This is a genomic window from Mycoplana sp. 10N416 (genome assembly GCF_056394765.1).
In genome coordinates this window covers 393,181-418,001 of sequence record NZ_JBFTIM010000004.1, presented here as the reverse complement: position 1 = coordinate 418,001, position 24,821 = coordinate 393,181, and the positions used below count along the sequence as shown (strand labels likewise).

The window sequence follows — 24,821 nt, the reverse complement described above, 5'->3', positions numbered from 1 at the left end:
CTGTGTCATTCCGGAAAAGACAAGCGTCTTAGGCGACGGCCGGGGCGGAACCGCGGTGGGCATCGACGGAGAGCGCGCCGGGGCCGAAGGCGGCCAGCACGAGGAAGCCGCCGGCAATCGTCAGGTTCTTCATCATCATCAGGCTGTTGAACATGCTGAGCATCATGTTGGCGCCGTCCGGAAAGTCCGGAACGTTGATCGGGCTGCCATGGAAGACGAGCGCGGTGAAGGCACAGAAGGCGGCGAGCAGGTAGGCGGTGATCTTCGTCTGGAAGCCGACAAGAATGAACAGACCGGCGACGAGTTCAAACAGGCCGGCGAGATAGGCAAGCGCAGTGGCAGCCGGCAAGCCAGCGCCGGCGATCATGCCAGCGGTGCCGGAGGGATCGAGCAGCTTGGGATAGCCGGCGAGGATGAACATGGCCGAAAGCAGGATGCGTCCGACGAGGATGACGACGTTCTGGGGCATGGAATGGCTCCTGAAAGAGTTGCAGCGGATCTTTGCAACCATTTTTACCAGAACGCCACGTCTACACTAGCCTGCCATCAAGCTACACATCGTTCAACATTTGTGCACAATGCCGAGGACAGCTCACGTATTTGCGGCCGCGGCCTCGCAATTTCACCCCCCGACTTTTCTGTTGCAACCGACGTCGGAGTGCGGGAAGAATTCCTGAAAGATCGGGGATGGGGAGCGTCACGGCATGAACGAGATCAGCAGGAGCACCGCGTTCTGGCGGTCGTTTCCGATCTTCGAGGGCTTCAGCAAGGAAACGATCGCCGATGTCGCCGGGATCGCAAGTTACCGCAAATGGAACGCGGGCAACGTACTGTTCCAGCGCGGCGACGAAGGCAGCTATCTCATCGTCGTCGTCTCCGGCCGTATCAAGATCTCGCTGATCACCCCGCAAGGCAAGGAACTGACGCTACGCCACCTGGAGGCCGGTTCGATTTTCGGCGAGATGGCGATCCTCGACGGCCAGCCGCGCTCGGCCGACGCCACGGCCATGACCGTCGCCGAAGGCTACATCATCAGCAAGCGCGATTTCCTCGAGGTGCTGGAGCGCAACCCCAAGGCCTATCAGGCCATCATCCACTATCTCTGCACCAAGCTGCGCGAAACGACGGAGCAGCTCGAAACGATCGCCCTCTACGACCTCGACGCCCGCGTCGCCCGCTTCTTTCTGGCAACGCTTCGCCAGATCCACGGCAACGAGCTGCCGGAAAGCGCAAACCTGCAGCTTTGGCTGAGCCAGACGGAGATCGCCAGTATCGTCGGCGCAAGCCGGCCCAAGATCAACCGCTCGATCCTGACGCTCGAGGAGGCCGGGGCGATCCGCCGCACGGACGGCATCATCTTCTGCCATATCGGCAAGCTGCGCAGCATTGCCGAGCCTGAAGACGAGTAGCGGCCGTGCCCCCCGAATTCCGACAGTTGCGCTCCAAGCCGCTTCTTGTCGGGGTTCTGGCAAGCCTCCTCGGCACCCTGCTGATCTACACCCTTCCCCGCGGCGCGCTCGAAACGCCGCGCGAGCTGTTCTTCGACACGCTGACCCAGTCTGTTCCGGCGCCGGAGAGGGACGGGTTGCTCGTGGTCGATATCGACCACCGCTCCTTCCAGTCGGTGGCCGGCGGCGAGTGGCAACGCGCGCAAACGGCGGAACTGATATCGACGATTGCGGCGGCAAAGCCCGTCGGCTTGGCGCTCGATTTCGTCTTCAGCGGCAATTGCGATGCCACCGATCCGGCGAACCGGGCGTTGGCGGATGCCATCGGCGGCGTCCCGGCCGTGCTGGGCTTCCTGATCGGCGATCGCCCGCTTCCGACGCCGCGACCCGTGCCCGGTCTGGCCGTGCAACGGCCGGTGGAGGTCCCGGCTTCCTGGTTCGTCGACGGGACGGAGACGTCCTGCCCGATGTTCCAGGATCGCGCCGCCGCGGCGGCTTCGGCCTTTCTCGTCGGCGACGCGGACGCACTGGTGCGCCGCGTCCAGGCCTATTCGATCGTCGATAACGCCGCCTATCCGGCCCTGGGCGTCGAGGTGGCGCGCCGCGCTGCCGGCGCGGGGACGCCGGTGCTCGGCGGCACGCCCGCCTGGATCCGGCAAGACACACGCATTCTTCATCCGGACGAGAGCGGCAGCCTGCGCTTCGTCGCTGCGGACGCCGCCCGCATCGCGCGCCGGACGGCATCCGCCGTCGACGTGCTGCGCGGCGTCATAGCACCGGAACGCATCGCCGGCAGGATGGTGCTGATCGGCAGCAGCATGCCGGCGCTCGGGGGCCTGAGGGCCAGCGCCTCGATGCCGCTCGAGCCTTCCGTGCAGATCCACGCCGACCTCGCCACCGCGATCCTGACGGGTTTCGTCCCGACACGGGACCAGCGCCTGATTGTCTGGGAGGCGGCATTTGCGCTGCTTGCGGGGATCGGCATTGCATTTTCCATCACACGGCTGCGGCCCATGCCTGCCGCCGCGCTCGGGCTTGTCCTCCTGGTCGCGACCATAGCTGCGGCGGCACTGATCTACCGGCAGACGGCCCTCCTGGTCGATGCCGTGAGCATCGTGCTGGCGCTGACCTCCGTCCTGCTGGTGACCGGCATCTTGCAGTTCTCGCAGGTTCGCCGCGCCGAGCAGACCGCCCGCCAGCGCTTTGCGCAGTACCTGCCGGAATCCGTCGTCTCACGCTACCTCGACAATCCGGGCCTGGACCGCGTCGCCGGCGAGGAACGGCAGGTCACTGCCCTCTTCACCGATATCGAAGGCTTCTCCGCGCTCTCCCACCGCATCGGTCCGCAGCGCCTCGTCCCCTTGCTCGACATCTACTTTCGCGAGGTCAACGCGCTGGTCGAGCGCCAGGGCGGCATGGTCAACAAGATCGTCGGCGATGCGGTCACCGCTCTGTTCAACGCGCCCGACGACCTCGACCGCCACGTCGACAAGGCTATCGAGTGCGCCGTCGCGATTCACAGCCTGACCGAAGAGATGCGCCAGCGGTCGCCATTTGCCGCCGTCGCCTTCGGCCGGACGCGGATCGGCATTGAAACGGGCCTGGTGGTGCTCGGCGAGGTCGGAACCGGCGGACGGCTGGACTACACCGCCCATGGCGAGGCGATGAATGTTGCCGCGCGGCTGCAGGAGGAAAACAAGATGCTTGGAACCGACATCTGCATCGGACCCGTCGCCGCCGCGCAAACCACCCGCCCGTTGCGCTCCCTTGGCGCTCACGAGATCCGCGGGATCGGCTCGATGGAACTCTTCACCCCGGACGCGCCGCAATAGCGCCGAATGCTACGGCCGGCGACTGCCTTCAACGCACGCCGACGCTGGCATAGGCTTCCCTGATGCGTGCTTGCCCCCAACGCCGCACTGGCCCAGGCGCCGCGCCCGGGGCCGCAATGTCGATGCCCTCTCCCGCGCCGACCCGGCGCGTCACACCGCCGCCGGTGACGTCGACGGACCCGTGCTCGACGAAGACGGCGAAGGCCCCGCGATTCGGCCCGGCAAAGAACTTGGTGCCGCGCACGCCGATCATGCCGAAGGCGGTGCGCAATGCGAGGTCCAGCTTTGGCGCCCCCTGCGGCCGATCGAAGATCAGCCGGCCCGTGCCCAGCTCGATCGTGCCGCCCTGGCCGGCGATGAAACTGTCGACCAGCAGTTGGGTCTGGCTGCCGAGCAGAAGCTTGGTGTCGCTGCCGAGCGTCAGCGCCGCGAAGCTCTCCTCGCCGGTGACGATGAAGTCGCGGTCCATGATATCGGCGCCGGCATGGATCGGAGCGTTTTTGCCGCCGATCTTGCGGCTGACCGTGCCGCGCACCTCATCAGCGGCACCGATGATGGCATTGGCCGCGGCGGCCCTGGAGGCGATCGACGCGATCGCGAGCAGGCTTCCTGCGACGAATTCACGGCGGCCCACCGGCAGCCTGCCCAAAAGGTCTCGTACCTGCATCACCAACCTCTTCCGTTGGGAGATAACCCGGCCAATGGTGGCGTCCATCACCTTGGAAACGGTCCGGCTGGTCCGTTTCTTCATATCGGCCGCAACCTTTCGGACGAAAGGCAGCGGCCGATTAGGTTCGTTTCCCGAGAATGCCTCTCAGTTAACGCCGTCAGATCTCCGTCAGACGATCTCGCCGGCCTGCGGACCCCAGGTGTCGGTCATGGCAAAGCCGTTCGCCAGCGGATCGGTCGGATCGAGCGCGACCTGGTGCAGGCCGAAGGTCCAGCCGCGACCGGTGATGGTCGGGATGATCGCCTTGCGGCCGGCGACTTCCGTCTCCGCCTGCAGGCCGACTTCGAATTCGGAGCCAATGATCGAGCGCGACTTGAAGGTATCGCCGACCTTGACCTTGCCGCGGGCGTGCAGCGTGGCAAGGTTGGCCGAATTGCCCGTGCCGCAGGGCGAGCGGTCGACGCGGCCCGGCCACATGGTGGTGGCGGTCCGGATCGTGCCGTCTTCCTCGCGGTCGCGGAACATCACATAGGCGATGCCGTTGATCTCGGGGATTTCCGGGTGAACGACGGGCATCGCCTTGTTGATCAGGTCCTTCAGCGCCATGCCGGCGTCGACCAGCTTGCGGGCATTGGCCTTTTCGATCTTCGTGCCGATCTGGTCGACATCGACCAGCGCATAGAAGATGCCGCCGTAGCTGATGTCGAAGCGGACGCGGCCCCAGTCGGGCGTGTCGATCTCGGCATCGAGCTCATGGGCGAAGGACGGCACCATTGTCAGCTTCACCTTCTCGCAGCGGCCGTCGCGGCAGGTCGCCGTCGCCCTGACGAGACCGGCAGCCGTATCGAGCGTGACGATCGTTTCCGGTTCCTTCATCTCGATGATGCCGCTTTCCAGCAGCGCCGTCGTGATGCAGATCGAGTTGGAGCCGGAGGAAGCATGCGCCTGGTCGGCCTGCAGGATGATGAAGCCGGCATCGGCTTCCGGGCGCTTGGCCGGCAGCAGCAGGTTGACCGAACCGGTCGCCGCCGCGCGCGGCTCCAGGCAGAGCCACCGCCGCAGGCTGTCATCGACCGTGTTGATGTAGTTCAGCTGCTCGGCGATCGTGTTGCCGGGGATTTTTGGCACGCCGCCGATCGCGACCTTGCCGATCTCACCCTCGCAATGAACGTCCAGCAATTGGATCGTACGTTTCCATCTCATCGTATCATACTCCACTCATGTGATTGGATGTGTGGCGCCACACGCTCTGCCCGTCCTTGCGGGCAAGCGATGCGAGCGCCGCAATGTCGTCGAGCGCCCGGCGCTGGCGAACGAGCGCCGCAACCGCTTCCTCCCTGTCGATCAACGCGAACCTCAGCGTTGCGCCGACCGGGGCCTGCGCGAGCCGCCACAGGTCGGCCTCGATGACATTGGCGATCTTCGGATAGCCCCCGCAGGTGTTGGCCTCGGCGAGCTGGATGATCGGCTGCCCCGACGGCGGCACTTGCACGGTGCCCGGCATGATGCCGTGCGAGAAGAGTTCGAGTTTCCGCGTCAATGCCAGTTCGGGTCCGCTCAGGCGGTAGCCCATGCGGTTGGCCTCGTTGCTGACACTCCACTCGGTCGAAAAGAAGGCTTCCAGCGCGGCGTCGGTGAAGGCCAGGTACTCCGCCGACGGCAGCACGCGCAGGACGACCGGGCTCTCGGTGGGCGCCCCGCCGTCGCGCAAGTTCGTCGGATCAATGCCGATGCCGCCTTCGGGAAGCGCGCCGCCTTCCACGAGCAGCAACTGGTCGCCGCGATTGAGGCCCCGCCCCTGCCAGCCGCCGAAGCCGCTTTTCAGGTCGGTGGCACGCGAACCGAGCACCTCCGGCACGTCGACACCGCCACCGAGCGCCAGATAGGCGCGTGCGCCTGCGCGCGGCAGGCCGAGCGTCAGCGTCTCGCCGGCCCGGGCCGTCTCCGCCCACCAGGACGGCAGCGACCGGTCGCCGAGGGTGATCGGGCAATCGGCACCGGTGACGGCGAAGACGGTGTCGCGCAGAAACCGCAGGCGGAAGGGAAAGAGCGAGACTTCGATGCCGGCCGCATTGGACGCGTTGCCGAGCAGGAGATTGGCGGCCGCGAGCGCCGGGGCATCCATGGCGCCCGACCAGCCGACGCCGACGTCGAGGAAGCCGGGGCGGCCCAGATCCTGCACGCTGTTGACCGCCCCGGTCGAAAGAATCTCGATCACAGCTCGATCCTTTCTGCGCGGAAGCGGATCCGGTCGCCCGGGCGGAAGGCGGCTGGCGGCTCGCGTGACGGGTCGAACAACGTCATCTCCGTCCGCCCGATGATGTGCCAGCCAGATGGCGCCGTCACCGGCATGATGCCGGCCTGCGCGCCGCCGATGATCACCGAACCGATCTCTACCTTCATGCGCGGCACCGCCCGACGCGGCATGGCCAAACTGGGATCTAGCCCCGACAGATACACGAAGCCCGGCATGGCGCCGACGGCGGCGACGGAATAGTGAGCCTCCGAGTGCCGCCGCACGACCTCCGCCGGCGTCAGGCCGCAATGCTGCGCAAGGGCGGCAAGGTCCTCCCCCGTCGCGCCGCCATAGGCAACCGGCACCTCGATCTCGCGGCCGGCGACGGGGTCGGGGACGATGTTGTGCCAGGCCGCGTCGAGCTCTCGCTCCAGCTTATCCGGCGTGATCGCGACCGGATCGAAGACGACCATCAGGTTGTTCATGCCCGGCACGGTCTCGCGAACGCCGTCCACCGCGCGCAACGCCTTGGCCACCGCCCAGATCCGCTCCTGTGTCGCAGGCGAAAAAACCGCATCCGCCGCGTCGAGCAGCACGGCGCCCGCACCCTCCATGCTGATTACCGGATATTCGCTTCTGTTGGTCAAACGGGGGATCCAATCCGGACGGCGTTACAGGATTGACGATGACGGCCCTGATATATCAGAGCGGACCGCAATCCAACTGCTTTCATCATGCGTCGGCGACCGCATCGCATCAACTGCGCTTTGGGCGGGACAGATGGAGAAAATCATCCTAGAACCAAGAGGGAAGCGGGAGGAGACGAGAATGACCGACAAGCCCTTGAGCGTCGATCTCAATTCGGACATGGCGGAAGGTTTTGGCGCCTATCGCATGGGAGATGATGACGCGATCCTGCGCGTCGTGACTTCCGCCAACATCGCCTGCGGCTTCCACGGCGGCGACCCGGAAATCATGGCGACGACCTTCGCACTGGCGCGCGAGCGGGGCGTCGCCGTCGGTGCACATCCCGGCTTTCCCGACCTGTGGGGCTTCGGCCGGCGCAATATTCCCTTCTCTGCCGGCGAGATCGAGCGGCTCGTCGCCTACCAGATCGGCGCCGCCCAGGCGCTCTCCACCTATGCCGGCCATCAGATCACCCATGTGAAGGCCCATGGCGCGCTTGGAAACCTCACCCAGCAGGATGCCGAGGTTGCGATGGCGGTCAACCGGGCGATCAAGGCCGTCGAACCGAAACTCGTCTGCCTCGTCATCGCCCTCGGCCATCAGCAGCGCCAGGCAAACGAGATGGGGCTCGCCACCGCCTCGGAGATCTTCGCCGACCGGGCCTATACCGAGGAAGGCCACCTCGTTCATCGCAGCCAGCCGGGCGCTGTCATCCATGACGCGGTCGAAGCCGCCGCGCGCGTCGTGCGCATGGTGCGCGCCGGTGCGATCGAGACCGTGACCGGCAAGTGGATTGAGACACCGATCGATTCGATCTGCGTCCACAGCGACACACCGGCCGCCGTGACGATCGCGCGGACCGTTCGTGATGCCCTCGAGGCGGACGGCATCACCGTGCGCAATTTCCTGAAGTAGGCGGAGACGAGGATGGATCTCGAAGTCATCGAACGGCTGATGCAGATGCTGTCAAATTCGGATGTCGAGGAACTGGATGTGACGGAGGGCAACCTGCGCATCCGGCTTGCGAAGGGCGCGACTGCGCGTAGAAACGCCGTCCCCGCTGCCTCGGAGGGTCGCCATCAGCAGTCGCCGATCCTGCCGGACGACCCTTCCACCGCCGTCGACAGCAACGTGCACACGATCGTGGCCGGCCTTCCGGGCACCTTCTATCGCGCCCCGGCACCGGGCGCTGCGCCGTTCGTCAATGCGAAAGACGAGATCCGCGACGGCCAGCAGATCGCGATCGTCGAGGCCATGAAGATGATGAACCCGGTGGAGGCGGACTGCGACGGCACCGTGCTGGAGATCCTGCTCGACGATGCCGCAGCGGTGCAGGCCGGAACCCCGCTGTTTCGCATCCGCAGGGTGGCCGGCTGACCATGTCCCGCCAAACCACTCGCCCTGTTCTCGATTGGATCGCGTCATGACCCGGCGTTTCGGCACCGTGCTCATCGCCAATCGCGGCGAGATCGCGCTTCGTATCCTGCGCGCCTGCCGGGAACTCGGCCTTGGCACCGTCGCGGTGCATTCGGAGGCCGACCGGACCCTGCGGCATGTCGAACTTGCCGACCGCTCGATCTGCATCGGCCCCGCACCATCGAGCGCAAGCTATCTCGACATGCACGCGCTTCTGCTCGCCGCCCGCCATTCGGGCGCTGATGCCATCCATCCGGGCTACGGCTTTCTCTCGGAGAACGCGACCTTCGCGAAGGTGGTGGAGGATGCCGGCCTTGTCTTCATCGGCCCGCCGTCGCAGGCGATCGCGCTGATGGGCGACAAGGTTTCGGCGAAAGCGGCGATGCGCGCCGCCGGCGTGCCCTGCGTGCCCGGTTCCGACGGTGCCCTGCCCGACGACCCGGCCGAGATCCGGGCAATCGCTGAGGCCACCGGCTATCCGCTGATCGTCAAGGCCGCAGGCGGTGGCGGCGGCCGCGGCATGCGCGTCGTGCGCCGCCCCGAAGATCTTGCGAACGCCGTCGCCGTGACCCGCGAGGAAGCCGGCCGCGCCTTCGGCAACCCGGCGCTCTATGTCGAGCGCTTCCTGGAACATCCGCGCCACGTCGAGATCCAGGTGCTGGCCGATTCGCACGGCAACGCCGTCTATCTCGGCGAGCGCGACTGCTCGGCGCAGCGCCGCCATCAGAAGGTCGTGGAGGAAGCGCCGGCACCGGGCATCGCGCGAAGCCTGATCGAGACGATTGGCCGGCGCTGCGCCGAAGCCTGCCTCGCCATCGGCTATCGCGGCGCCGGCACCTTCGAGTTCCTCTACCAGGACGGCGAATTCTTCTTCATCGAGATGAACACCCGCGTCCAGGTGGAACACCCGGTCACGGAAATGGTGACCGGCATCGACATCGTCCAGGCACAGTTGCGCATCGCGCAGGGCGAACCGCTCGGCTTCCGTCAGCAGGATATTCGCCTTGAAGGACACGCGATCGAATGCCGCGTCAACGCGGAAGATCCGTTCCGCTTCACGCCGTCGCCGGGCCGGATCGAACGCTTCGTTGCACCGGGCGGCTTCGGCATCCGCGTCGACAGCCACCTCGTTGCCGGCTACGAGGTACCGCCCAACTACGACTCGCTGATTGCCAAGATCATCGCCCATGGCGCAACTCGCGAGGAGGCACTCGTCCGCATGCGGCGCGCGCTTGCGGAAACAACGATCGAGGGCATCCGCACCAACATCCCGCTGCACCTGAAGCTGCTCGACGAACCGGGCGTCGTCGCCGGCGGCTTCGATATCCACCACCTGGAACGGCTGCTCGAAGGTGGCACCCTCGGAGGCGCGGCGCGATGACGGACGAACTCGCCAGCCAGCTGGACGAGCTGATGGTGCGCTACGGCATCGCCGAACTCGACATCGAGGAAGGCGGCCTGCGGCTGAGCCTGCGCCACCGCGCGCACCATCCCCAGGCGCCAAGTGATGCGGCGAGTACTGGCGCGGCAGCCGCCTCGATCTTTCGCTCGACAAGCTTCGGCACGCTGCATCTGTCGCATCCCGCAAGCGCCGTCGCCCCGCCGGTCCTGCCCCGCAGGGTCCGGCGCGGCGAGATCATCGCCTATGTCTCGATCGGCCCGCTCCTGCGTCCCATCCTTGCCGAGCGGGATGCCGTGCTCGTCGCGCAATTGCCGGCGGACGGGTCTGAGATCGGCTATGGCGATCCTCTGTTCGAGGTGGTGGCGGCTGCCGTTCTGCCATCCCCATGAAACGCCCCGGCTTCGCTACAAGACTTTCGCAATCCGGCTCTTGACCGACACATCCCCGCCGGAGAGATTTCACCGGCCAATTCCTGATGCGGAACCTTTTCCATGACCAAGCTCATCGTCTTCACCGACCTGCACATGACGCCCGAGGGCACCACCATCATCGGCCTCGATCCCTACGAGCGCCTGCGCAAGGGCATCGAGCACGTCAACCTTCACCATCCGGATGCCGACCGCGTCATCTTCACCGGCGATCTGACGCACCGCGCCGACCATGCCTCCTACCTGCGGCTGAAGGGTCTCCTCGCCACCCTGGTGCCGCCGGCGGCGATCACCATCGGCAACCACGACAACCGCGAACGCTTCCTCGACGCCTTCGACCATGTCGCACCGGACGAGGGCGGCTTCGTCCAGCAGGCAATCGACTTTCCCGACTGCCGGGTGCTGTTGCTCGATACGCTGTTCGCCCCGCCCTACGACTATCCCGCCAGCCATTCCGGCCTTCTCTGCGAGCGACGCCTCTCCTGGCTTGACCGGAAGCTGGCGAAGGCGGAAAGGCCCGTGCTGCTCTTCATGCACCACCCGCCGCATCCCACCGGGTTCACCGGAATGGATTCGATCCGCTTGACCAACGAAGCCGCTTTCTACGACCTGGTTCTGCGTCATGGAAACGTGCGCCACATTTTTGCAGGCCACGTCCACCGCACGATCGGTGGCTCGCACCACGGCATCCCCTTTTCGATCTTCAAGAGCCCGGTGCACCAGCAGCCAATGCCATTCGACGCCCCGAACGCCTCGCTGTCGGTCGATGAACCCGGCGCCTATGGGATCGTGGTGCTGACGCCGGAGGGCCTGCAGGTGCACAACGAGGACTACGAAATCGCCCGACGCGACAGCGCGATCGCGTGACGGTTCGTGACGCCCCCTTTCGGATGTCGGAACCCAATCCACCGGCAGGCGTTTTGCCTTGGTGAAGGGACCGACAGACCCAATTCGAAAGGAAAAGGTTATGTACAGGATTCTCATGGCTGGCGTTGCGCTTGCATTGGCAGGTGCGATGACCGTCCACGCTGAAGAAAAGAAGAACAACCCCGGGCTCGGCGCCGCCACGGGCGGGGCGGCAGGTGCTTTGACCGGCGCACTCGTTGGCGGGCCCGTCGGTGCTGCGATCGGCGGTGTGGCCGGTGCGACGCTTGGTGCGGCCGCCTCCGTTCCGCCGGCGGCACGAACCTACGTGATAGAGCATCCCGTCGAACCGGTCGTGCTCGAAGGGCCGGTCACGGCCGAAACGCGCCTGAGGCAAGACGTCGTGCTGACACCCATTCCCGATCATCCCGATCTGGCCTACATCTATGTCGATGGCAACCCGGTGATCGTGCGAACCCACGACCGGCGGGTGATCTATGCGCAGGACGTGCAGACGACCGGAAGCATCGCTCGCGAAGTGCCGCCAACAACGATCACCTATATCGAGCGCCACCCGGTAGGCCCGGTCGTGCTTGAGGGACCCGTCGCGGCCGGAACCGTCATTCCCGACAACGTCGACCTCGTCGCCGTGCCAGACAGTCCCGCCTACGGCTACATCTACGTGGACGAGCGCCCGGTCCTCATCGAGCGCAACACCCGGAAAGTCGTCTGGGTGCGCTGACCTTCCCGCTCCATGAATTGGCGGCCCGCTCCTCGTGGCGGGCCGCTTCTGCATGTGTCGCTGAAGGGGGCCGGCTCAAGGGCATTTTACGCCGCGACGCGCCTCAGGGGTGCCCCGCCTCACCGCCTCCACGCTTCAGCGCCTCGATGACCTCGCCGTCGGAAACCTGCGCAAAATCGAGATAGTGCAGCCCCACGGCGCGGAAGTCGCGCGGCTCACGAAGGCAGACGACACGGTCGGCGGACGGCGTCAGGAGTTCGATCGCCTCCGGCGGGGCAACCGGGATGGCAAGCGTGACCGAGCGTACGCCTTGCAGACGGAGCGCTTTCAAGCCGGCGGCAAGCGTGGCACCGGTTGCCACCCCGTCATCCGCGACGATCACGTCGCGCCCCTCCAACGCCACGGCCGTTTTGCCGCCGAGATAGGCCGTCCGCTGGCGATCGATCTCGGCGATCTGCCGAGCGACCTCGGCCTCGATATAGGCCCGGGTGGCACCGCTGGAGACGACGAGATCACTGTTAATAACCGTCTGGGGCGTGTCACTGCCGGCAACCGCGCCGATCGCCACTTCCCGGTTCCAGGGAGCACCGATCTTTCGAACAAAAAGGAGGTCAAGTTCGGCCCCGAGCCGGGCGGCGATCTCCGCTCCGACGGCAACGCCGCCACGCGGGATGGCAAGGACCACCGGCCGCTCGAAGGGTTCGCGCGACAGCACTTCCGCCAGGCTTCGGCCTGCATCGGCTCGATCGACAAACTGATGGAATCCGGACATCCCGGCACCCGCTGACAGCAAGAGGAAGATGCTGGAGTTCGCACCCCATCATATCAAATTCGTTAATGTCTTGCCGATACTGAAATAGGACAGACGAGCAGACTCCGCAGGGTCTGGAGCTGCTCCCCGGATGCCGGTCGGCATTTCCACCTCTCCATGACGGAGCCACTCCCATTTCGATTGCGTCTGATCGCCGTGAAACACCGGCGAAGGTCTCAGCTCGTGAGGATCACATGTTCAACATACAGCCCAAGTCGCTGGCGACGAAGCTGATCGCAGTAACCGGAAGCACGATCGCCCTCGTTCTCCTGGCATCGAATTTCATCCTGATTTCCCAGTCCGAGGACCGGGTGCAGTCGCTGATCCTGAACGAGGCCAACAGCGAGGCCCGTGCGATCGCCGCAGACATCGCCGGAGCGGTCGGTGAGCTGGCCAGTGCCGCTCGCTCGACAATGGGCATCATTGGCACGGGCCACGAAACCGGACAGCTTGACCGCAAGAGCGTCATCGATCTCCTGAAGGTCAACGTCGAGAAGAACGACTTTGCCTTTGGCAGCTGGTTCGCAGCGGACAAGGATGCTTTCGACGGCAAGGCAGCCGAGTTTGCCGAGAACGCCGAGTTCGGTGGTGCCAAGGACGGCACCTTCAATCCCTACTGGACCAAGCGCGCGGACGGCATCACCTTCTCTACGTTCGAGTCCGAGTACGACGCGGAGTTCTATCAGCTCGCGGCAAAGAGCGGCAAAGGCGCGATGACTGCACCCTACCTGGAGACGGGAACGGGCCAGGCCATTTCCATCTCGTCGATCGCCTATCCGGTCATGTCGAAGGGCAAGCTGATCGGCGTCGGTGGTGTCGACGTCAGGCTCACCACGCTTGCCGAACGTGTCTCCCAGCTCAAGCCCTTCGGCTCTGGTCGCGTTCTGGTTCTGACCCAATCCGGCAAGTGGTTGGTCGCCCCGCAACCGGATCTGCTGATGAAAGACTACGAGGGAACCGGCAGCGAGGTCATCAAGGAGGCACTCGCCTCGCAGAAGGCCGGCTTCGTCCCGAACCTCGAGTTCGAGGATGGCGCGTCCTTCGACCGTGTCGTCTATCCAGTCGCGCTGCCAGACGTGAATGCGACCTGGGTCGTGCTGGTCGACATTCCGCGCGCGGTGATCAACGCTCCGGTGGAGGAGCAGACCTTCATGATGGTCATCGGTGGCCTCATCGTGCTTGGCGCCGTGCTGGCCGGCCTCTGGATCGCCGTCCGTCGGTATGTGCAGAAGCCGCTCGCAGGCCTCGTCAGCGACGTCGAGAAGCTGAGCCACGGCAACTACGCCGATCCGGTTTCCGGTCAGGAGCGTGGCGACGAGACCGGTACGGTCGCGAAATCGCTTGAAGGGTTCCGCCACCAGCTCGCCGACGCCAAGCGCCTCGAGGCCGAGGCCGAGAGCCATCGCCAGATGAGCGAGACGGAACGCAATCGCTCGGAGGCCGAGCGGCAGGCCGCAAGCACCGTGCAGCGCGACATCGTTTCGCGTCTTGCCGATGGTCTAGCCCGCCTTTCGGCCGGCGAGCTTTCCTATCGCCTGGGTGGCGAGTTCCCCGGCGAATACGCCAAGATCAAGACCGACTTCAACTCGGCCATGGCAAGTCTCGAAGAGACGATCCAGACGGTGAATGCATCGGTCGCCAACATCGGCAACGGCACCAACGAGATCTCCAACGGCGCTGCCGACCTGTCGCACCGCACCGAACAGCAGGCCGCAAGCCTGGAGGAGACCGCAGCCGCCCTCGACGAACTGACCTCGCAGGTCAACTCGAGCGCCGACAATGCCCGCACCGCCGCCCAGTCGGTCGCCACTGCGAGCGACGACGCCGGCAAGTCGGGAGAGGTCGTGCAGAAGGCAATCGCCGCCATGAAGGGCATCGAGAAGTCGTCCGCCGAAATCTCCAACATCATCGGTGTGATCGACGAGATCGCCTTCCAGACCAATCTTCTGGCGCTCAATGCGGGTGTCGAGGCGGCGCGCGCCGGCGAGGCCGGCAAGGGCTTTGCCGTCGTCGCCCAAGAGGTGCGCGAACTTGCCCAGCGCTCCGCCAACGCCGCCAAGGAGATCAAGAACCTCATCAACGCCTCGGAAACGCAGGTACGCGAGGGCGTCAACCTCGTCGGCAATGCTGGCAGCGCGCTGGAGAAGATCGCCGAGCAGGTCATGCACATCAACGAGCTGATCCGTCAGATCTCCTCCTCGGCATCCGAACAGGCCGTCGGCCTGAAGGAGATCAACTCGGCAGTGAACCAGATGGACCAGGTGACGCAGCAGAACGCCGCGATGGTGGAGGAAACCACCGCCGCCAGCGTTGCGCTGAACGAGGAGGCGAAGACGCTGCAGTCGCTCGTTGCCCGCTTCCGCACCGAGCGCGGCCAGCCGGTCGTGGCGCGGCAGCCGCAGCGTCCGGTCCAGGCCGCGGTGCAAACGCCGGTCCGCCGCCCTGCTCCGGCTCGCGCAATCCCGCAGGTCTCCGGAAATGCGGCACTTGCCCGGGACGACTGGGAAGAATTCTGATCCGAACGGCATGGCAGAAAACGGCAACGGCGCCCTCGTGGCGCCGTTCGCATTTCAGTTTGGTGCTGGCGCCGCTCAGCGGCACCAGCGGACGGCACGCCGCCTCACAGCCGTGCGACGCGCTCCGTCAGCAGCTCGAAGAACCCGTGCGAGTCGACGTCGCGCATGACCCGGGCGTTCGGCTTGCGGTCGGTGACCTGCCACCAGTCGACGACGGTCATGCCGGCGGTCAGTTCAGAAGCGGTCTCGATCGCGACGTTGCAGACGCGGCCGTCGAACAACTCAGGGCGCAGCAGATAGGCGATGACGGTCGGGTCGTGTAGCGGTCCGCCGTCGGAACCGTACTTCTCGACGTCGAAGCGCTCGAAGAATTCCAGCATCTCCACCAGCGCGATCGCCGGGCGTGAGCCGATGGCGCGGAGCTTCTCGACCCGGGTCTTCAGCGTCAGCACCTTGTGCGTGACGTCGAGCGGCATCATCACGATCGGGACGCCGGCGCGAAAGACGATATCGGCGGCCTCCGGATCGACATAGATGTTGAATTCCGCAGCCGGCGTGATGTTGCCGCCCTCGAAGAAGCCGCCACCCATCATGACGATCTCCTCCACCCGCTCGGCAATGTCCGGTGCCTTCTGCAGCGCCAGCGCGACGTTCGTCAGCGGCCCGAGCGTGCACAGGGTCACCGTGCCTGCAGGCTCGCTCCGCAGCGTATCGACGATGTAGTCGACCGCATGCATGGCCTGCAAGGGCATGGTGGGCTCGTCGAGGTCCGGACCATCGAGCCCGGTCTTGCCGTGCACGTGCTCGGCGGTGACGAGCGGGCGGACCAACGGTGCGTCGGCACCGGCGAAGACCTTTACGTCGGGGCGTCCACACAGCTCGCAGAGGATGCGGGCATTGCGCGCGGTGAGCGTCAGGGGCACGTTTCCGGCGACCGTGGTGATGCCGAGAACGTCAAGTTCATCGGGGCTGCCGAGTGCCAGCATGATGGCCGCCGCATCGTCCTGACCCGGATCTGTGTCTATGATTATTTTTCTTCGTTGCGACATAGGTCTTCACCTTCCCGAATCATCTGCAGTGCCGTCCTTCCGGCAAAGGGCCGACTATATTTGCCGGAGGCCGCGAGGCAAGCGTCTTGCGCCTCTGCCGGACAGTCCCCATATTGCGCTCTGCAGGATGCTGAAAATTCGGGTCCTGCAACGGTCGCTTGAACGCAAGGACTAATGAAATGAGCCGCATCACGCCCTTTGCCAGCCCGCTCCTTCTCGGTTTCGACGCGATGGAAAAAACGCTCGAACGGATCGCCAAGGGCAACGACGGTTACCCACCGTACAACATCGAACGGATTCGCTCCGACATCGCTTCCGGCGATCCGGAACGGCTGCGCATCACGCTCGCCGTGGCCGGTTTTGCCGAGGACGATCTCGAGGTGACGACGGAGGAAAACCAGCTGGTCGTCCGCGGCCGGCAGAGCGACACCAGCGAGCGCGACTTCCTCTATCGGGGCATTGCCGCCCGGCAGTTCCAACGCATGTTCGTCCTTGCCGACGGAATGCGGGTGCTCGGTGCCGAACTGCGCAACGGCCTTCTTTCGATCGACCTCGTACGCCCCGAACCGGAGCGTTTGGTAAAGAAAATTAACATTTCCGTACCAGACTAGGCCAAGCGATCATTGCGGCGGGAGCGCCGCGGAAATGCTCACGGATAGTCTGATCTAAACCGGACGCACCGACGGGTCATGACGACAGCGGGCATCCGGGCAGGCCGGTAACCAATCCGGCGAATTGCCAGGAGGCAAACATGGGACTGAAGACAATCACGCCTCAATTCACCAAAGCCGACCTTGCGCATCTGGGCGCGGGCGAAGTCGGGTATATCCGCAAGATGCGGGCCGACGAAGTTTCGCGCTGCTTCCCGGAAGCGCCGGACATCGATCCGAACCTCGACCTGTGGGCGCTGTTTGGCGCCGACGGCACGCCGATCCTTTTGACCGACAATCGCTCCAGCACCTTCTACAAGGCCGCGGAAGACGAACTGCGCACGGTCAGCCTGCACTGATCTCGCGGCCATCTTCCAGGCTCGCTTGCTGAGCTTTCCTTCCGCTTTTCGCACGTCTCCGTCCCGAAGCCGGTCACCGATTTCGGGAGAAATACGCCACAAGCGCCGGCGGGATCAGACCCGCCGGAAGGTCAGGTAGGCGGAGCTTCGCCCTTCCCGCCGCGCCTTGGCCTCGTAGCGCGTTCCGGGCCAGCCGGCAAACGGCGTCAACCAGTCGGCGGCATTGCCTGCCGTCCATTCGAAGGCCGGGTGCGCGCCGCAGTGCAGCAGCGTCCAGTTGACATAGGTGTCGATGTCGGAGGCAAAGCAGAAGTGCCCGCCGGGCTTGAGCACCCGGGCGAACCGGTCGAGATTGACCTTCGAGACAAACCTACGCTTCCAGTGCTTCCGCTTCGGCCACGGGTCGGGATAGAGCAAATCGATCTGGTCGATCGAGGCCGCCGGCAGCCAATCCAGAACCTCGGTCGCGTCGTCGTCGTACAGGCGAATGTTGCGCGCGCCGGTCTCCTCGATCCGGCCGACCAGCTTGGCCATGGAATTCACGAACGGTTCCACGCCGATGAAGCCCGTATCCGGCTGCTCCAGCGCTCTGTGTATCAGGTGCTCGCCGCCGCCGAAGCCGATTTCCAGGCGCAGGCGGGCCGGCGTGAAGGCGAACAGGTCCTCGATCCGATCCGGGGCCGGCTGCGACAGGTCGAGCGCCAGCGTCGGCAACACCTCATCCAGCTGCCGCGCCTGCCGTTCACGCAGCGGCTTGCCCTTGCGGCGTCCGAAGAAGGCTTCCGTGGCGCGGCTCGGGCGCTGCTGTTCTGTCATGGGCTGGTCTCTCACGATAAAAGCGAAAAGCGGGTGCCTTCCTGAAGCCGGCCCCACGGGGGAACCGGTTTTTCAGGAAGACGCCCGCTTTACAATCTTACGACGCCTCGGAAAAGGCCGATCAGGCCGCCTTAAGCGTCTCCGCCGTCCTCACCGCCTCTTTCAGCGGCTTGACCAGGTCCAGCTTCTCCCAGGAGAACGACCCGTCGCGGCCAGCCTTGCGGCCGAAGTGGCCGTAGGCGGCGGTCTTGGCGTAGATCGGCCTGTTCAGGTCGAGATGCCGGCGGATACCGGAGGGCGACAGATCCATCACCTGGCGGATCGCGGCCTCAACCTGATCCTCGCTCACCTTGCCGGTTCCGTGCAGGTCGACATAAACCGATAGCGGCTGGGCGACGCCGATCGCGTAGGACAGCTGGATGGTGCAGCGATCGGCGAGGCCGGCCGCAACGACGTTCTTGGCCAGATAGCGCGCCGCATAGGCCGCCGAGCGGTCGACCTTGGTCGTATCCTTCCCGGAGAACGCGCCGCCGCCGTGTGGCGCGGCACCGCCATAGGTGTCGACGATGATCTTGCGGCCAGTCAGGCCGGCGTCGCCGTCCGGTCCGCCGATGACGAACTTGCCGGTGGGGTTGATGTACCAGTTGCAGTCGTCGGCGATCTTGATGTCGTGCAGCGCCTCGCGGATATAGGGCTCGACCACCTTGCGGACCTTGGCCGAATCCCAGCTGTCGTCGAGGTGCTGGGTGGACAGGACGATCGAGGTGACTTCCGACGGCTTGCCGTCGACATACTTCACCGTCACCTGGCTCTTGGCGTCGGGGCCGAGCTTGGCGACGTCGCCATCGCCCTTCTTGCGGGCTTCGGCCAGAAGCTGGAGAACCCGGTGCGAATAGTAGATCGGCGCCGGCATCAGTTCCTCGGTCTCGCGGCAGGCATAGCCGAACATGATGCCCTGGTCGCCGGCGCCCTCGTCACCCTGCTGGTCGGCGGCATTGTCGACGCCCTGGGCGATATCGGCGGACTGCCCGTGAAGCAGCACATCGATCTTGGCATTCTTCCAATGGAAGCCGTCCTGCTCATAGCCGATGTCGCGGATCGCCTTGCGCGCAGCCGCCTTGAACTTCGCAGGGTTGATGACGTCGTTGCCGTGCTTGTCCTTCTTCATCAGGCTCGGCGGCAGCCGCATCTCGCCCGCAATGACCACCCGATTGGTGGTCGCAAGCGTCTCGCAGGCAATGCGAACGATCCAGGGATCGAATTTCGTCTTGTTCGCCTCGCGGTAGACCAGGTCTACGATTTCATCGGAGATCCGGTCACAGACCTTGTCGGGATGTCCCTCGGCCACGGACTCGCTGGTGAAAAGATAGTTGCTGCGCATACGGGAGTTCCCTCAATGAAGACGCTTCCGTCTTAGTCAGTTCGGCCCCGAAAAACAAGCGCAGAACGACATAAACATATCTTTATGTCCAACTATTTCACCTGAGCCGCCGCAAAAGAAAACGGCCCCAAAAGGAGCCGTTTTCTTGCGCACGATTTGTCAAGCGACGCGAGAGGCTACTCCACTTCCGCCTCGGCCGCGAGCGCCTTCACGAGGTCCACGAGTTTGCGACGCACCTTGGGATCGGCGATCTTCACGAAGGCGCGGTTCAGCTGCAGCCCCTCCGAGGAGGAGAGGAAATCCACCACATAGTTCGAACTGGAGGCCTCGGCCATGCCGGGTTGATTGCCCGAGCCATCGCCCGGGGCATCCTCGAAGAAGAAGGAAACCGGCACGTTCAGTATGCTGGAAATGTTCTGCAGACGGCTCGCGCCGACGCGATTCGTGCCTTTCTCGTATTTCTGGATCTGCTGGAAAGTGATTCCCAGGTTTTCGCCCAGTTTTTCCTGACTCATGCCAAGCATGGTGCGGCGAAGGCGGATCCGGCTACCGACATGAATGTCGATCGGGTTCGGCTTCTTCTTGTTTTCCATCTTTGCTGTTTCCTAACGCGCGAATTGGCCTGTCATCCGGCATCGACCTTTAGACCTAACGTCACGTTGTACCCGAAAATTTTCCGGACTTGATATACGACTATGATGCCGGTGAAGGTCACTATGCAATTTTAGGGGTTTTTGGTCAATTCGCTCGCCTGATAAAACCATGGCGAGAAATCACCGCAGATCCGAAAAAGATTGCAACTAGACACCAAAACCAGAGGTTTTGTGACACAATATCATGAAAGGGGGCGACTTTTCCCGGTATGGCTGCATCGACAAATCCACTCCTATCATAAGGAAGCCCTAATGCAACCTCGCCCCTGGAATTCACAACCGCCGAGACCCCATTATTGGCGGCCCGCACGAGCGGCAGACCGGTTTCGACCGCGCGCACCCGCGCCTGATGGAAGTGCTGGTAGGGTCCGGGCGTGTCGCCGAACCAGGCATCATTGGTGATGTTGAGCAGTGCGTCGGTCGCATAGGCGGTCGGGTCGATCTCGCCCGGAAATATCGCCTCGTAACAGATGAGCGGGTAGAACGAGCGTCCCTTCGGCAGGGTCAGCACCTGATGGACGCGCGCGCCCGAAAAGCCGCCCGGGAAGGCGGCGACGGCATTGATCCCCCATGAATTGAGTACCTCCTCGAACGGCATGTATTCGCCGAAGGGGACGAGATGGACCTTGTCGGCCGCACCGAGGATCTGCCCCGTGCCGTCGATCGCATAGATCGAGTTGTAGTAGCGCGGCGGCTTGCCGGTGCCCCCCTCCTCCGCGCGCACCGCGCCGGCAATCAGCACCTGATCATCATCGAGGACGTCGGCGATCCTTGCGAGCGCATCCGGATTGTCGGTCAGGATGAAGGGGATCGACGTCTCCGGCCACACGACGATGTCGGGGCGATTTTTGCCGGAAGGAGGTGCGGCGGTCAGCGCCAGGTGCTTCTCGAACACCGCGGCCCGCTGCCCGTCGTCGAGCTTGACGGACTGGTCGATCATCGGCTGCACCAGCCGGATGGTCACATCCGTATCGGCCGGATCGGGCTGCAGGTGCAGCACGTAGAAGCCATATCCGGTCTGCAGCGCCAGGAGCAGGACCGCCAGCGAAAGACCCAGCCGCTTGCCGCGGCCGGTCCAGAGAAGCGCAGGCGCAGCGAAGACGAAAACAGCCAAAACGTTCATGCCGGCAATGCCGAAGATGCGTACCGGCTGCATCATCAGCGCCACCGGCATTGCGCCGTAACCGATCGCATTCCAGGGAAAGCCGGTGAACAACCAGGAGCGGAGCCACTCGGCGAGCCCGAAGGCGGCGGCAAGTGCAAACATGCGTCCCACGCCGTCGGACCAGAAGAGCCGCGCCAGCGCCGCCGCAAAGCCATAGAAGAAGGCAAGGACCGCCGGCAGTCCAAGCACCGCCAGCGGCAGCGCCCAGGCAAATTCGTCCGCCTCGACCAGCAGCGCATTGCCGAGCCACCAAAGCCCACCGAGGAAATAGCCGAACCCGAAACACCAGCCGATGCGGAAGGCCGGGGCCAGCCGGTGCAGGAGGCCGGCGTCGGGATCACCGCTCGCCCCGTCGATCAACCAGACCAGGACCGAAAACGAGACAAACAGGGCGGCAAAGAAGCCAAACGGCTGCAGCGCCAGCACCCCGACCAGGCCCGCCAGGAATGCTGCCAATGCCCGAGTCCAACCGGACATCAGCATGACCTTGCCTGCCAGTCGCTCCATACCGCTCCCTCGAACCTCGCGCGAATCAGCGCGCCAAGTCTTTCAAAAAACGGCGCACTTGTCGCGCACCGCTAGATGTCGGGAAGATGGCAAAAGATCGACGGCGAAAGGCGTGAGAGCGCCACTGACGGCATCAATTCAGCAATACGCTACCAACCAAGCAACCGACGATCAGGAAATAAAACAGAATAATAAAGTGAATATATTTTCTGCGCTCGATGAAGAAGAACGACATGTAGTTGGGATGGTATATCCGTCGTCGATCCTTGATAATCACGGACACGACTGTTGCTCCAAACAAGAACACAAAAACATAGACCAGATAAAATAATGCGATACCCATACCCCAAAACCTTGCCACCCACGCGACCGAAATTGACACTTTTCGCTCACGTAGGCAAGCAACGCCGGGTCAGGCGTTGCCTTGGGTCTTGTCACCTTCAACAGGGGCGTGCTCGGGTACGGCGACAACATTCTCGCTCTCCGGCTTCGCCTGTCGGCGGCGCTGGGCGGGCGGGCGCTTGCGGGTGATCCGCACGCGCTTGACGCGACGGGGATCGGCGTCGAGCACATGGAACTCGAAGCCGGGCAAGGCCTGCACGACCTGGCCGCGAACCGGGATGCGGCCAAGCGAGTTGAAGATGAGGCCGCCCAGCGTATCGGCATCCTCGAGCTGCTCGCGAATGTCGAAATCGCCGCCGATCGTCTCGGCCAACTCCTCGAGTTCGGCCCGCGCGTCGGCGATGAAGACGTCGTCGGAGACCGGTGTGATCATCGCCTCGTCGTCGTCGTGCTCGTCTTCGATGTTGCCGACGACCATCTCGACGATGTCCTCCAGCGACGCAAGACCGTCGGTTCCGCCGTATTCATCGATGACGAGTGCCATCTGCGTGCGGGCGGCCTGCATGCGTCCCATCAGGTCCGATGCGAGCATCGAGGGTGGCACGAACAGCACTGGTCGGATGATGCCCGCCTCCAGCACCGTCTTGCTCAGGTCGGCTCGGGCGAGATCGAACTGCGGCTTCGGCGCCTTGGCCGGTTTTTCACCGACCGCAGCCGGGACCGCCGTGGCGGCGCCGTTCTTCGCTCCGTTGCGCCGCTTGTTGCGCGCCTGCTTCGTCACATAGGCGAGAAGGTCGCGGATGTGCACCATGCCGCGCGGGTCGTCGAGGCTGTCGCAATAGACGGGCATGCGGGAATGGCCCGATTCCTCGAAGATCACCATCAACTCACCGATGGTGACGTCCTGCTCCACCGCCTCGATGTCGGCGCGCGGGACCATCACGTCCTCGACGCGGATCTCGCGGAAGCGCAGGATGTTGTGCAGCATTGCCCGCTCTTCGGGCGAAAAGGCCGCGTCGTCGGACAGGTCCGAGGTCTTCAGCGCCTCGGCCAGGTCATGGCGCAGCGTCGAAGCGTCCTGGTTGCGGAAGAAGCGCGTGGCGCGCGCCCAGAAGGATCGTGCCGGTCTCGACTGAGGTTCCGGCTTGGGCGTACTGCCCCCGTCGTCCTGCTCTGAGGCGCCGGCCTCGTTCGTGTCAGCCGTCAGCGGCTGTGTTCTCAAATCGCTCATTGTTCCAAACTATTGAACCGGGTCGTCCCCGTAGGGGTCAGATAGGCCAAGCTCGCCCAAAATGCGAGTCTCCAGCCCCTCCATTTCTTCGGCCTCGTCGGTTTCCATATGATCATAACCGAAGAGGTGCAGAAATCCATGCACCAGAAGATGCGTCAGATGCTCGTCGAACGGCTTGCCCAGTTCGCCGGCCTCCCGTTGCAACGTCTCGTATGCCAGGATGATGTCGCCCAGCATCGGACCGGGCATGTCGCCGGGCGCCAGAGGATAGGCCGGAAAAGACAGGACGTTCGTCGGCTTGTCCTGCTCCCGCCATTCGGCATTGATCGTGCGGATCGACGCGTCGTCGGTGAAAAGCAGCGACAGTTCCGGCGGCTGTTTTGGGAAGGGCTGCCCTTCCGCCCTGGCCAGATGGCCGGCCGCCGCGCCGATCACCCGCGCGCTCTGGGCAAGGAGCGCCGTCTCGTCGGGCCAGGAGCCCCCTTCGACGCTGATCTGGATGTCGATTTCAGTCATGGTACAAGGGACCGCCTCAGCGGTCCATCAGCTCGCTTTCGTCCTGGACGGCGCTCTGGGATTCGTAGGCACGGACGATGCGCGCCACCATCGGATGGCGAACGACGTCGGCATCCTTGAAGCGCACCACCGACACGCCTTCGACCCCTTGCAGGATGTGCAGCGCCTCCACCAGGCCGGACTTCATCCCGCGCGGCAGATCGATCTGGCTGGGATCGCCGGTGACGATCATGCGCCCGTTCTCGCCGAGGCGGGTGAGGAACATCTTCATCTGCATGGAGGTGGTGTTCTGCGCCTCGTCCAGGATCACCGCCGCGTTGGCGAGCGTGCGCCCGCGCATGAACGCCAGCGGCGCGATCTCGATGACACCGGCCGCGATCGCCCGCTCGACCTTGTCGCCGGGCATCATGTCGTAAAGCGCGTCGTAGAGCGGGCGAAGATAGGGATCGACCTTCTCCTTCATATCGCCCGGCAAAAAGCCGAGCCGTTCGCCAGCTTCCACGGCCGGTCGCGACAGGACGATCCGGTCGACGGCGCCGCGCTCGAGAAGCTGGGCGGCATAGGCGACCGCCAGATAGGTCTTGCCGGTGCCGGCCGGCCCGACACCGAAGACGAGCTCGGAACGCTCCAGCGCACGGATATAGGCATCCTGCATCGGCGTGCGCGCCGCGATCGTCTTCTTGCGGGTGGAAATCTGCGTCATGGTCAGCTTGGCCTTGCGCTCCATCGTCGGCAAGGAAAGCTGGTCGTCGGCAGCGACGGCCATGCGGATCGCGCCCTCGACGTCGGACAGCTCCACCGACCCGCCGCTCTGCAGCCGGCCGTAGAGATAGTCGAGCGCTCGGCGGGCCTGGTTGGTCGCCACCACGTCGCCGGAAATGACGACCGAGTTGCCGCGGGCACGCGCGTCGATCTGCAGCCGCTGTTCCAGCAGCTTCAGATTCTGGTCGAACTGGCCGAACAGCTCGCTGGCGTATCGATTGTTCTCGAAGGTTAGCACGAAGTGATTTGCGTCTGTCGCAGGCGGCTTCGACTGGCGCGGCGATGTCGTCATCAATTCGTGTCCGTTCAAGCGGCAAGGCTCCCTAGTTGTCCGCCCA

Annotated in this window: 25 protein-coding genes; 11 read left to right on the top strand and 14 right to left on the bottom strand. The window is 64.5% G+C overall.

Going from position 1 to position 24,821, the window contains the following annotated elements; all coding sequences use genetic code 11:
• Positions 1-28: 28 nt before the first annotated feature.
• Positions 29-469: a DoxX family protein gene (locus AC1DDS_RS11275; RefSeq protein ID WP_477478977.1), complete on the bottom strand. Its 441-nt coding sequence runs from the start codon at positions 467-469 to the stop codon at positions 29-31.
• Positions 470-704: 235 nt separating this feature from the next.
• Between AC1DDS_RS11275 and AC1DDS_RS11270 the strand changes: the two genes are divergently transcribed.
• Both AC1DDS_RS11270 and AC1DDS_RS11265 read left to right on the top strand, forming a co-directional pair.
• Entirely contained in the window at positions 705-1,409 is a 705-nt protein-coding gene (locus AC1DDS_RS11270) for a Crp/Fnr family transcriptional regulator (RefSeq protein ID WP_477478976.1), read from the top strand.
• Between the two features lie 5 nt (positions 1,410-1,414).
• The gene (locus tag AC1DDS_RS11265) at positions 1,415-3,280 is read left to right on the top strand and encodes a CHASE2 domain-containing protein (protein ID WP_477478975.1); all 1,866 of its coding nucleotides are present in this window, start codon (positions 1,415-1,417) and stop codon (positions 3,278-3,280) included.
• Between the two features lie 28 nt (positions 3,281-3,308).
• Here the strand turns inward: AC1DDS_RS11265 and AC1DDS_RS11260 are convergent, their stop codons facing one another.
• The 4 genes from AC1DDS_RS11260 to pxpB all read right to left on the bottom strand — a co-directional run bounded on the left by AC1DDS_RS11260 (position 3,309) and on the right by pxpB (position 6,833).
• Positions 3,309-3,929: a FecR domain-containing protein gene (locus AC1DDS_RS11260; protein ID WP_477479021.1), complete on the bottom strand. Its 621-nt coding sequence runs from the start codon at positions 3,927-3,929 to the stop codon at positions 3,309-3,311.
• 189 nt (positions 3,930-4,118) lie between these two features.
• A complete protein-coding gene (locus tag AC1DDS_RS11255; protein ID WP_310411561.1) occupies positions 4,119-5,153 on the bottom strand; it encodes a proline racemase family protein in 1,035 nt (344 codons plus the stop codon).
• A 4-nt stretch (positions 5,154-5,157) separates the two neighbouring features.
• Positions 5,158-6,168 (bottom strand): 5-oxoprolinase subunit C family protein, encoded by a 1,011-nt coding sequence (locus AC1DDS_RS11250; RefSeq protein ID WP_477478974.1) that lies wholly within the window; start codon positions 6,166-6,168, stop codon positions 5,158-5,160.
• Positions 6,165-6,833 carry a 5-oxoprolinase subunit PxpB gene (gene pxpB, locus AC1DDS_RS11245; RefSeq protein ID WP_477478973.1) on the bottom strand — a complete coding sequence of 223 codons (669 nt, stop codon included), beginning with the start codon at positions 6,831-6,833 and terminating at the stop codon, positions 6,165-6,167. The genes AC1DDS_RS11250 and pxpB overlap by 4 nt, the downstream gene beginning before the upstream one ends.
• 181 nt (positions 6,834-7,014) lie before the next feature.
• Here pxpB and AC1DDS_RS11240 point away from each other — a divergent pair, with 181 nt between their 5' ends.
• From AC1DDS_RS11240 to AC1DDS_RS11215, 6 genes are all read left to right on the top strand, one after another.
• A complete protein-coding gene (locus AC1DDS_RS11240) occupies positions 7,015-7,788 on the top strand; it encodes a LamB/YcsF family protein (protein WP_477478972.1) in 774 nt (257 codons plus the stop codon).
• A gap of 12 nt (positions 7,789-7,800) precedes the next feature.
• Positions 7,801-8,250, top strand: a complete 450-nt coding sequence (locus AC1DDS_RS11235) for an acetyl-CoA carboxylase biotin carboxyl carrier protein (protein ID WP_477478971.1) — start codon at positions 7,801-7,803, stop codon at positions 8,248-8,250.
• A gap of 46 nt (positions 8,251-8,296) precedes the next feature.
• A complete protein-coding gene (gene accC / locus AC1DDS_RS11230; protein ID WP_477478970.1) occupies positions 8,297-9,670 on the top strand; it encodes an acetyl-CoA carboxylase biotin carboxylase subunit in 1,374 nt (457 codons plus the stop codon).
• The gene (locus tag AC1DDS_RS11225; RefSeq protein WP_477478969.1) at positions 9,667-10,080 is read left to right on the top strand and encodes a hypothetical protein; all 414 of its coding nucleotides are present in this window, start codon (positions 9,667-9,669) and stop codon (positions 10,078-10,080) included. The genes accC and AC1DDS_RS11225 overlap by 4 nt, the downstream gene beginning before the upstream one ends.
• Before the next feature lie 102 nt (positions 10,081-10,182).
• On the top strand, positions 10,183-10,986 hold the full coding sequence (spdA, locus tag AC1DDS_RS11220; RefSeq protein ID WP_477478968.1) for a 2', 3'cyclic nucleotide phosphodiesterase SpdA: 804 nt from the start codon (positions 10,183-10,185) through the stop codon (positions 10,984-10,986).
• A 100-nt stretch (positions 10,987-11,086) separates the two neighbouring features.
• Positions 11,087-11,725: a DUF1236 domain-containing protein gene (locus AC1DDS_RS11215; RefSeq protein WP_477478967.1), complete on the top strand. Its 639-nt coding sequence runs from the start codon at positions 11,087-11,089 to the stop codon at positions 11,723-11,725.
• A 103-nt stretch (positions 11,726-11,828) separates the two neighbouring features.
• On the opposite strand, the gene AC1DDS_RS11210 is transcribed toward AC1DDS_RS11215, so the two are convergent.
• Complete coding sequence (locus tag AC1DDS_RS11210) at positions 11,829-12,497, bottom strand: phosphoribosyltransferase (RefSeq protein WP_477478966.1); 669 nt, start codon at positions 12,495-12,497, stop codon at positions 11,829-11,831.
• Between the two features lie 233 nt (positions 12,498-12,730).
• Between AC1DDS_RS11210 and AC1DDS_RS11205 the strand changes: the two genes are divergently transcribed.
• A complete protein-coding gene (locus AC1DDS_RS11205; RefSeq protein ID WP_477478965.1) occupies positions 12,731-15,052 on the top strand; it encodes a methyl-accepting chemotaxis protein in 2,322 nt (773 codons plus the stop codon).
• Between the two features lie 104 nt (positions 15,053-15,156).
• Here the strand turns inward: AC1DDS_RS11205 and AC1DDS_RS11200 are convergent, their stop codons facing one another.
• Positions 15,157-16,101, bottom strand: coding sequence for a nucleoside hydrolase (locus tag AC1DDS_RS11200; protein ID WP_477478964.1), 945 nt, complete (start codon positions 16,099-16,101; stop codon positions 15,157-15,159).
• Between the two features lie 179 nt (positions 16,102-16,280).
• Here AC1DDS_RS11200 and AC1DDS_RS11195 point away from each other — a divergent pair, with 179 nt between their 5' ends.
• Positions 16,281-16,712, top strand: coding sequence for an Hsp20 family protein (locus AC1DDS_RS11195; RefSeq protein WP_310411597.1), 432 nt, complete (start codon positions 16,281-16,283; stop codon positions 16,710-16,712).
• 140 nt (positions 16,713-16,852) lie between these two features.
• Positions 16,853-17,110 (top strand): BQ00720 family protein, encoded by a 258-nt coding sequence (locus AC1DDS_RS11190; protein WP_310411600.1) that lies wholly within the window; start codon positions 16,853-16,855, stop codon positions 17,108-17,110.
• Positions 17,111-17,224: 114 nt separating this feature from the next.
• On the opposite strand, the gene trmB is transcribed toward AC1DDS_RS11190, so the two are convergent.
• The 7 genes from trmB to AC1DDS_RS11155 form a co-directional block, all read right to left on the bottom strand.
• Positions 17,225-17,926 carry a tRNA (guanine(46)-N(7))-methyltransferase TrmB gene (gene trmB / locus AC1DDS_RS11185; RefSeq protein WP_477478963.1) on the bottom strand — a complete coding sequence of 234 codons (702 nt, stop codon included), beginning with the start codon at positions 17,924-17,926 and terminating at the stop codon, positions 17,225-17,227.
• 121 nt (positions 17,927-18,047) lie between these two features.
• Positions 18,048-19,307: a methionine adenosyltransferase gene (gene metK / locus AC1DDS_RS11180; RefSeq protein ID WP_477478962.1), complete on the bottom strand. Its 1,260-nt coding sequence runs from the start codon at positions 19,305-19,307 to the stop codon at positions 18,048-18,050.
• A 176-nt stretch (positions 19,308-19,483) separates the two neighbouring features.
• A complete protein-coding gene (locus tag AC1DDS_RS11175) occupies positions 19,484-19,900 on the bottom strand; it encodes a helix-turn-helix domain-containing protein (protein ID WP_310411612.1) in 417 nt (138 codons plus the stop codon).
• Positions 19,901-20,045: 145 nt separating this feature from the next.
• On the bottom strand, positions 20,046-21,632 hold the full coding sequence (lnt, locus tag AC1DDS_RS11170) for an apolipoprotein N-acyltransferase (protein ID WP_477478961.1): 1,587 nt from the start codon (positions 21,630-21,632) through the stop codon (positions 20,046-20,048).
• A gap of 412 nt (positions 21,633-22,044) precedes the next feature.
• Complete coding sequence (locus AC1DDS_RS11165; protein WP_477478960.1) at positions 22,045-23,205, bottom strand: hemolysin family protein; 1,161 nt, start codon at positions 23,203-23,205, stop codon at positions 22,045-22,047.
• Positions 23,206-23,214: 9 nt separating this feature from the next.
• The gene (gene ybeY, locus AC1DDS_RS11160) at positions 23,215-23,721 is read right to left on the bottom strand and encodes an rRNA maturation RNase YbeY (protein WP_477478959.1); all 507 of its coding nucleotides are present in this window, start codon (positions 23,719-23,721) and stop codon (positions 23,215-23,217) included.
• 16 nt (positions 23,722-23,737) lie between these two features.
• Entirely contained in the window at positions 23,738-24,793 is a 1,056-nt protein-coding gene (locus AC1DDS_RS11155; RefSeq protein WP_310411625.1) for a PhoH family protein, read from the bottom strand.
• Positions 24,794-24,821 lie beyond the last annotated feature (28 nt).

Excerpts from the sequence above, each read along its gene's own strand:
- spdA (WP_477478968.1), top strand. The coding sequence starts at position 10,183 with ATGACCAAGCTCATCGTCTTCACCGACCTGCACATGACGCCCGAGGGC.
- AC1DDS_RS11190 (WP_310411600.1), top strand. The coding sequence starts at position 16,853 with ATGGGACTGAAGACAATCACGCCTCAATTCACCAAAGCCGACCTTGCG.
- ybeY (WP_477478959.1), bottom strand. The coding sequence starts at position 23,721 with ATGACTGAAATCGACATCCAGATCAGCGTCGAAGGGGGCTCCTGGCCC.
- AC1DDS_RS11195 (WP_310411597.1), top strand. The coding sequence starts at position 16,281 with ATGAGCCGCATCACGCCCTTTGCCAGCCCGCTCCTTCTCGGTTTCGAC.
- AC1DDS_RS11175 (WP_310411612.1), bottom strand. The coding sequence starts at position 19,900 with ATGGAAAACAAGAAGAAGCCGAACCCGATCGACATTCATGTCGGTAGC.
- AC1DDS_RS11215 (WP_477478967.1), top strand. The coding sequence starts at position 11,087 with ATGTACAGGATTCTCATGGCTGGCGTTGCGCTTGCATTGGCAGGTGCG.
- AC1DDS_RS11235 (WP_477478971.1), top strand. The coding sequence starts at position 7,801 with ATGGATCTCGAAGTCATCGAACGGCTGATGCAGATGCTGTCAAATTCG.
- accC (WP_477478970.1), top strand. The coding sequence starts at position 8,297 with ATGACCCGGCGTTTCGGCACCGTGCTCATCGCCAATCGCGGCGAGATC.
- AC1DDS_RS11200 (WP_477478964.1), bottom strand. The coding sequence starts at position 16,101 with ATGTCGCAACGAAGAAAAATAATCATAGACACAGATCCGGGTCAGGAC.
- trmB (WP_477478963.1), bottom strand. The coding sequence starts at position 17,926 with ATGACAGAACAGCAGCGCCCGAGCCGCGCCACGGAAGCCTTCTTCGGA.
- AC1DDS_RS11165 (WP_477478960.1), bottom strand. The coding sequence starts at position 23,205 with ATGAGCGATTTGAGAACACAGCCGCTGACGGCTGACACGAACGAGGCC.
- AC1DDS_RS11255 (WP_310411561.1), bottom strand. The coding sequence starts at position 5,153 with ATGAGATGGAAACGTACGATCCAATTGCTGGACGTTCATTGCGAGGGT.
- AC1DDS_RS11240 (WP_477478972.1), top strand. The coding sequence starts at position 7,015 with ATGACCGACAAGCCCTTGAGCGTCGATCTCAATTCGGACATGGCGGAA.
- AC1DDS_RS11205 (WP_477478965.1), top strand. The coding sequence starts at position 12,731 with ATGTTCAACATACAGCCCAAGTCGCTGGCGACGAAGCTGATCGCAGTA.
- AC1DDS_RS11210 (WP_477478966.1), bottom strand. The coding sequence starts at position 12,497 with ATGTCCGGATTCCATCAGTTTGTCGATCGAGCCGATGCAGGCCGAAGC.
- AC1DDS_RS11275 (WP_477478977.1), bottom strand. The coding sequence starts at position 469 with ATGCCCCAGAACGTCGTCATCCTCGTCGGACGCATCCTGCTTTCGGCC.
- lnt (WP_477478961.1), bottom strand. The coding sequence starts at position 21,632 with ATGGAGCGACTGGCAGGCAAGGTCATGCTGATGTCCGGTTGGACTCGG.
- AC1DDS_RS11270 (WP_477478976.1), top strand. The coding sequence starts at position 705 with ATGAACGAGATCAGCAGGAGCACCGCGTTCTGGCGGTCGTTTCCGATC.
- AC1DDS_RS11225 (WP_477478969.1), top strand. The coding sequence starts at position 9,667 with ATGACGGACGAACTCGCCAGCCAGCTGGACGAGCTGATGGTGCGCTAC.
- metK (WP_477478962.1), bottom strand. The coding sequence starts at position 19,307 with ATGCGCAGCAACTATCTTTTCACCAGCGAGTCCGTGGCCGAGGGACAT.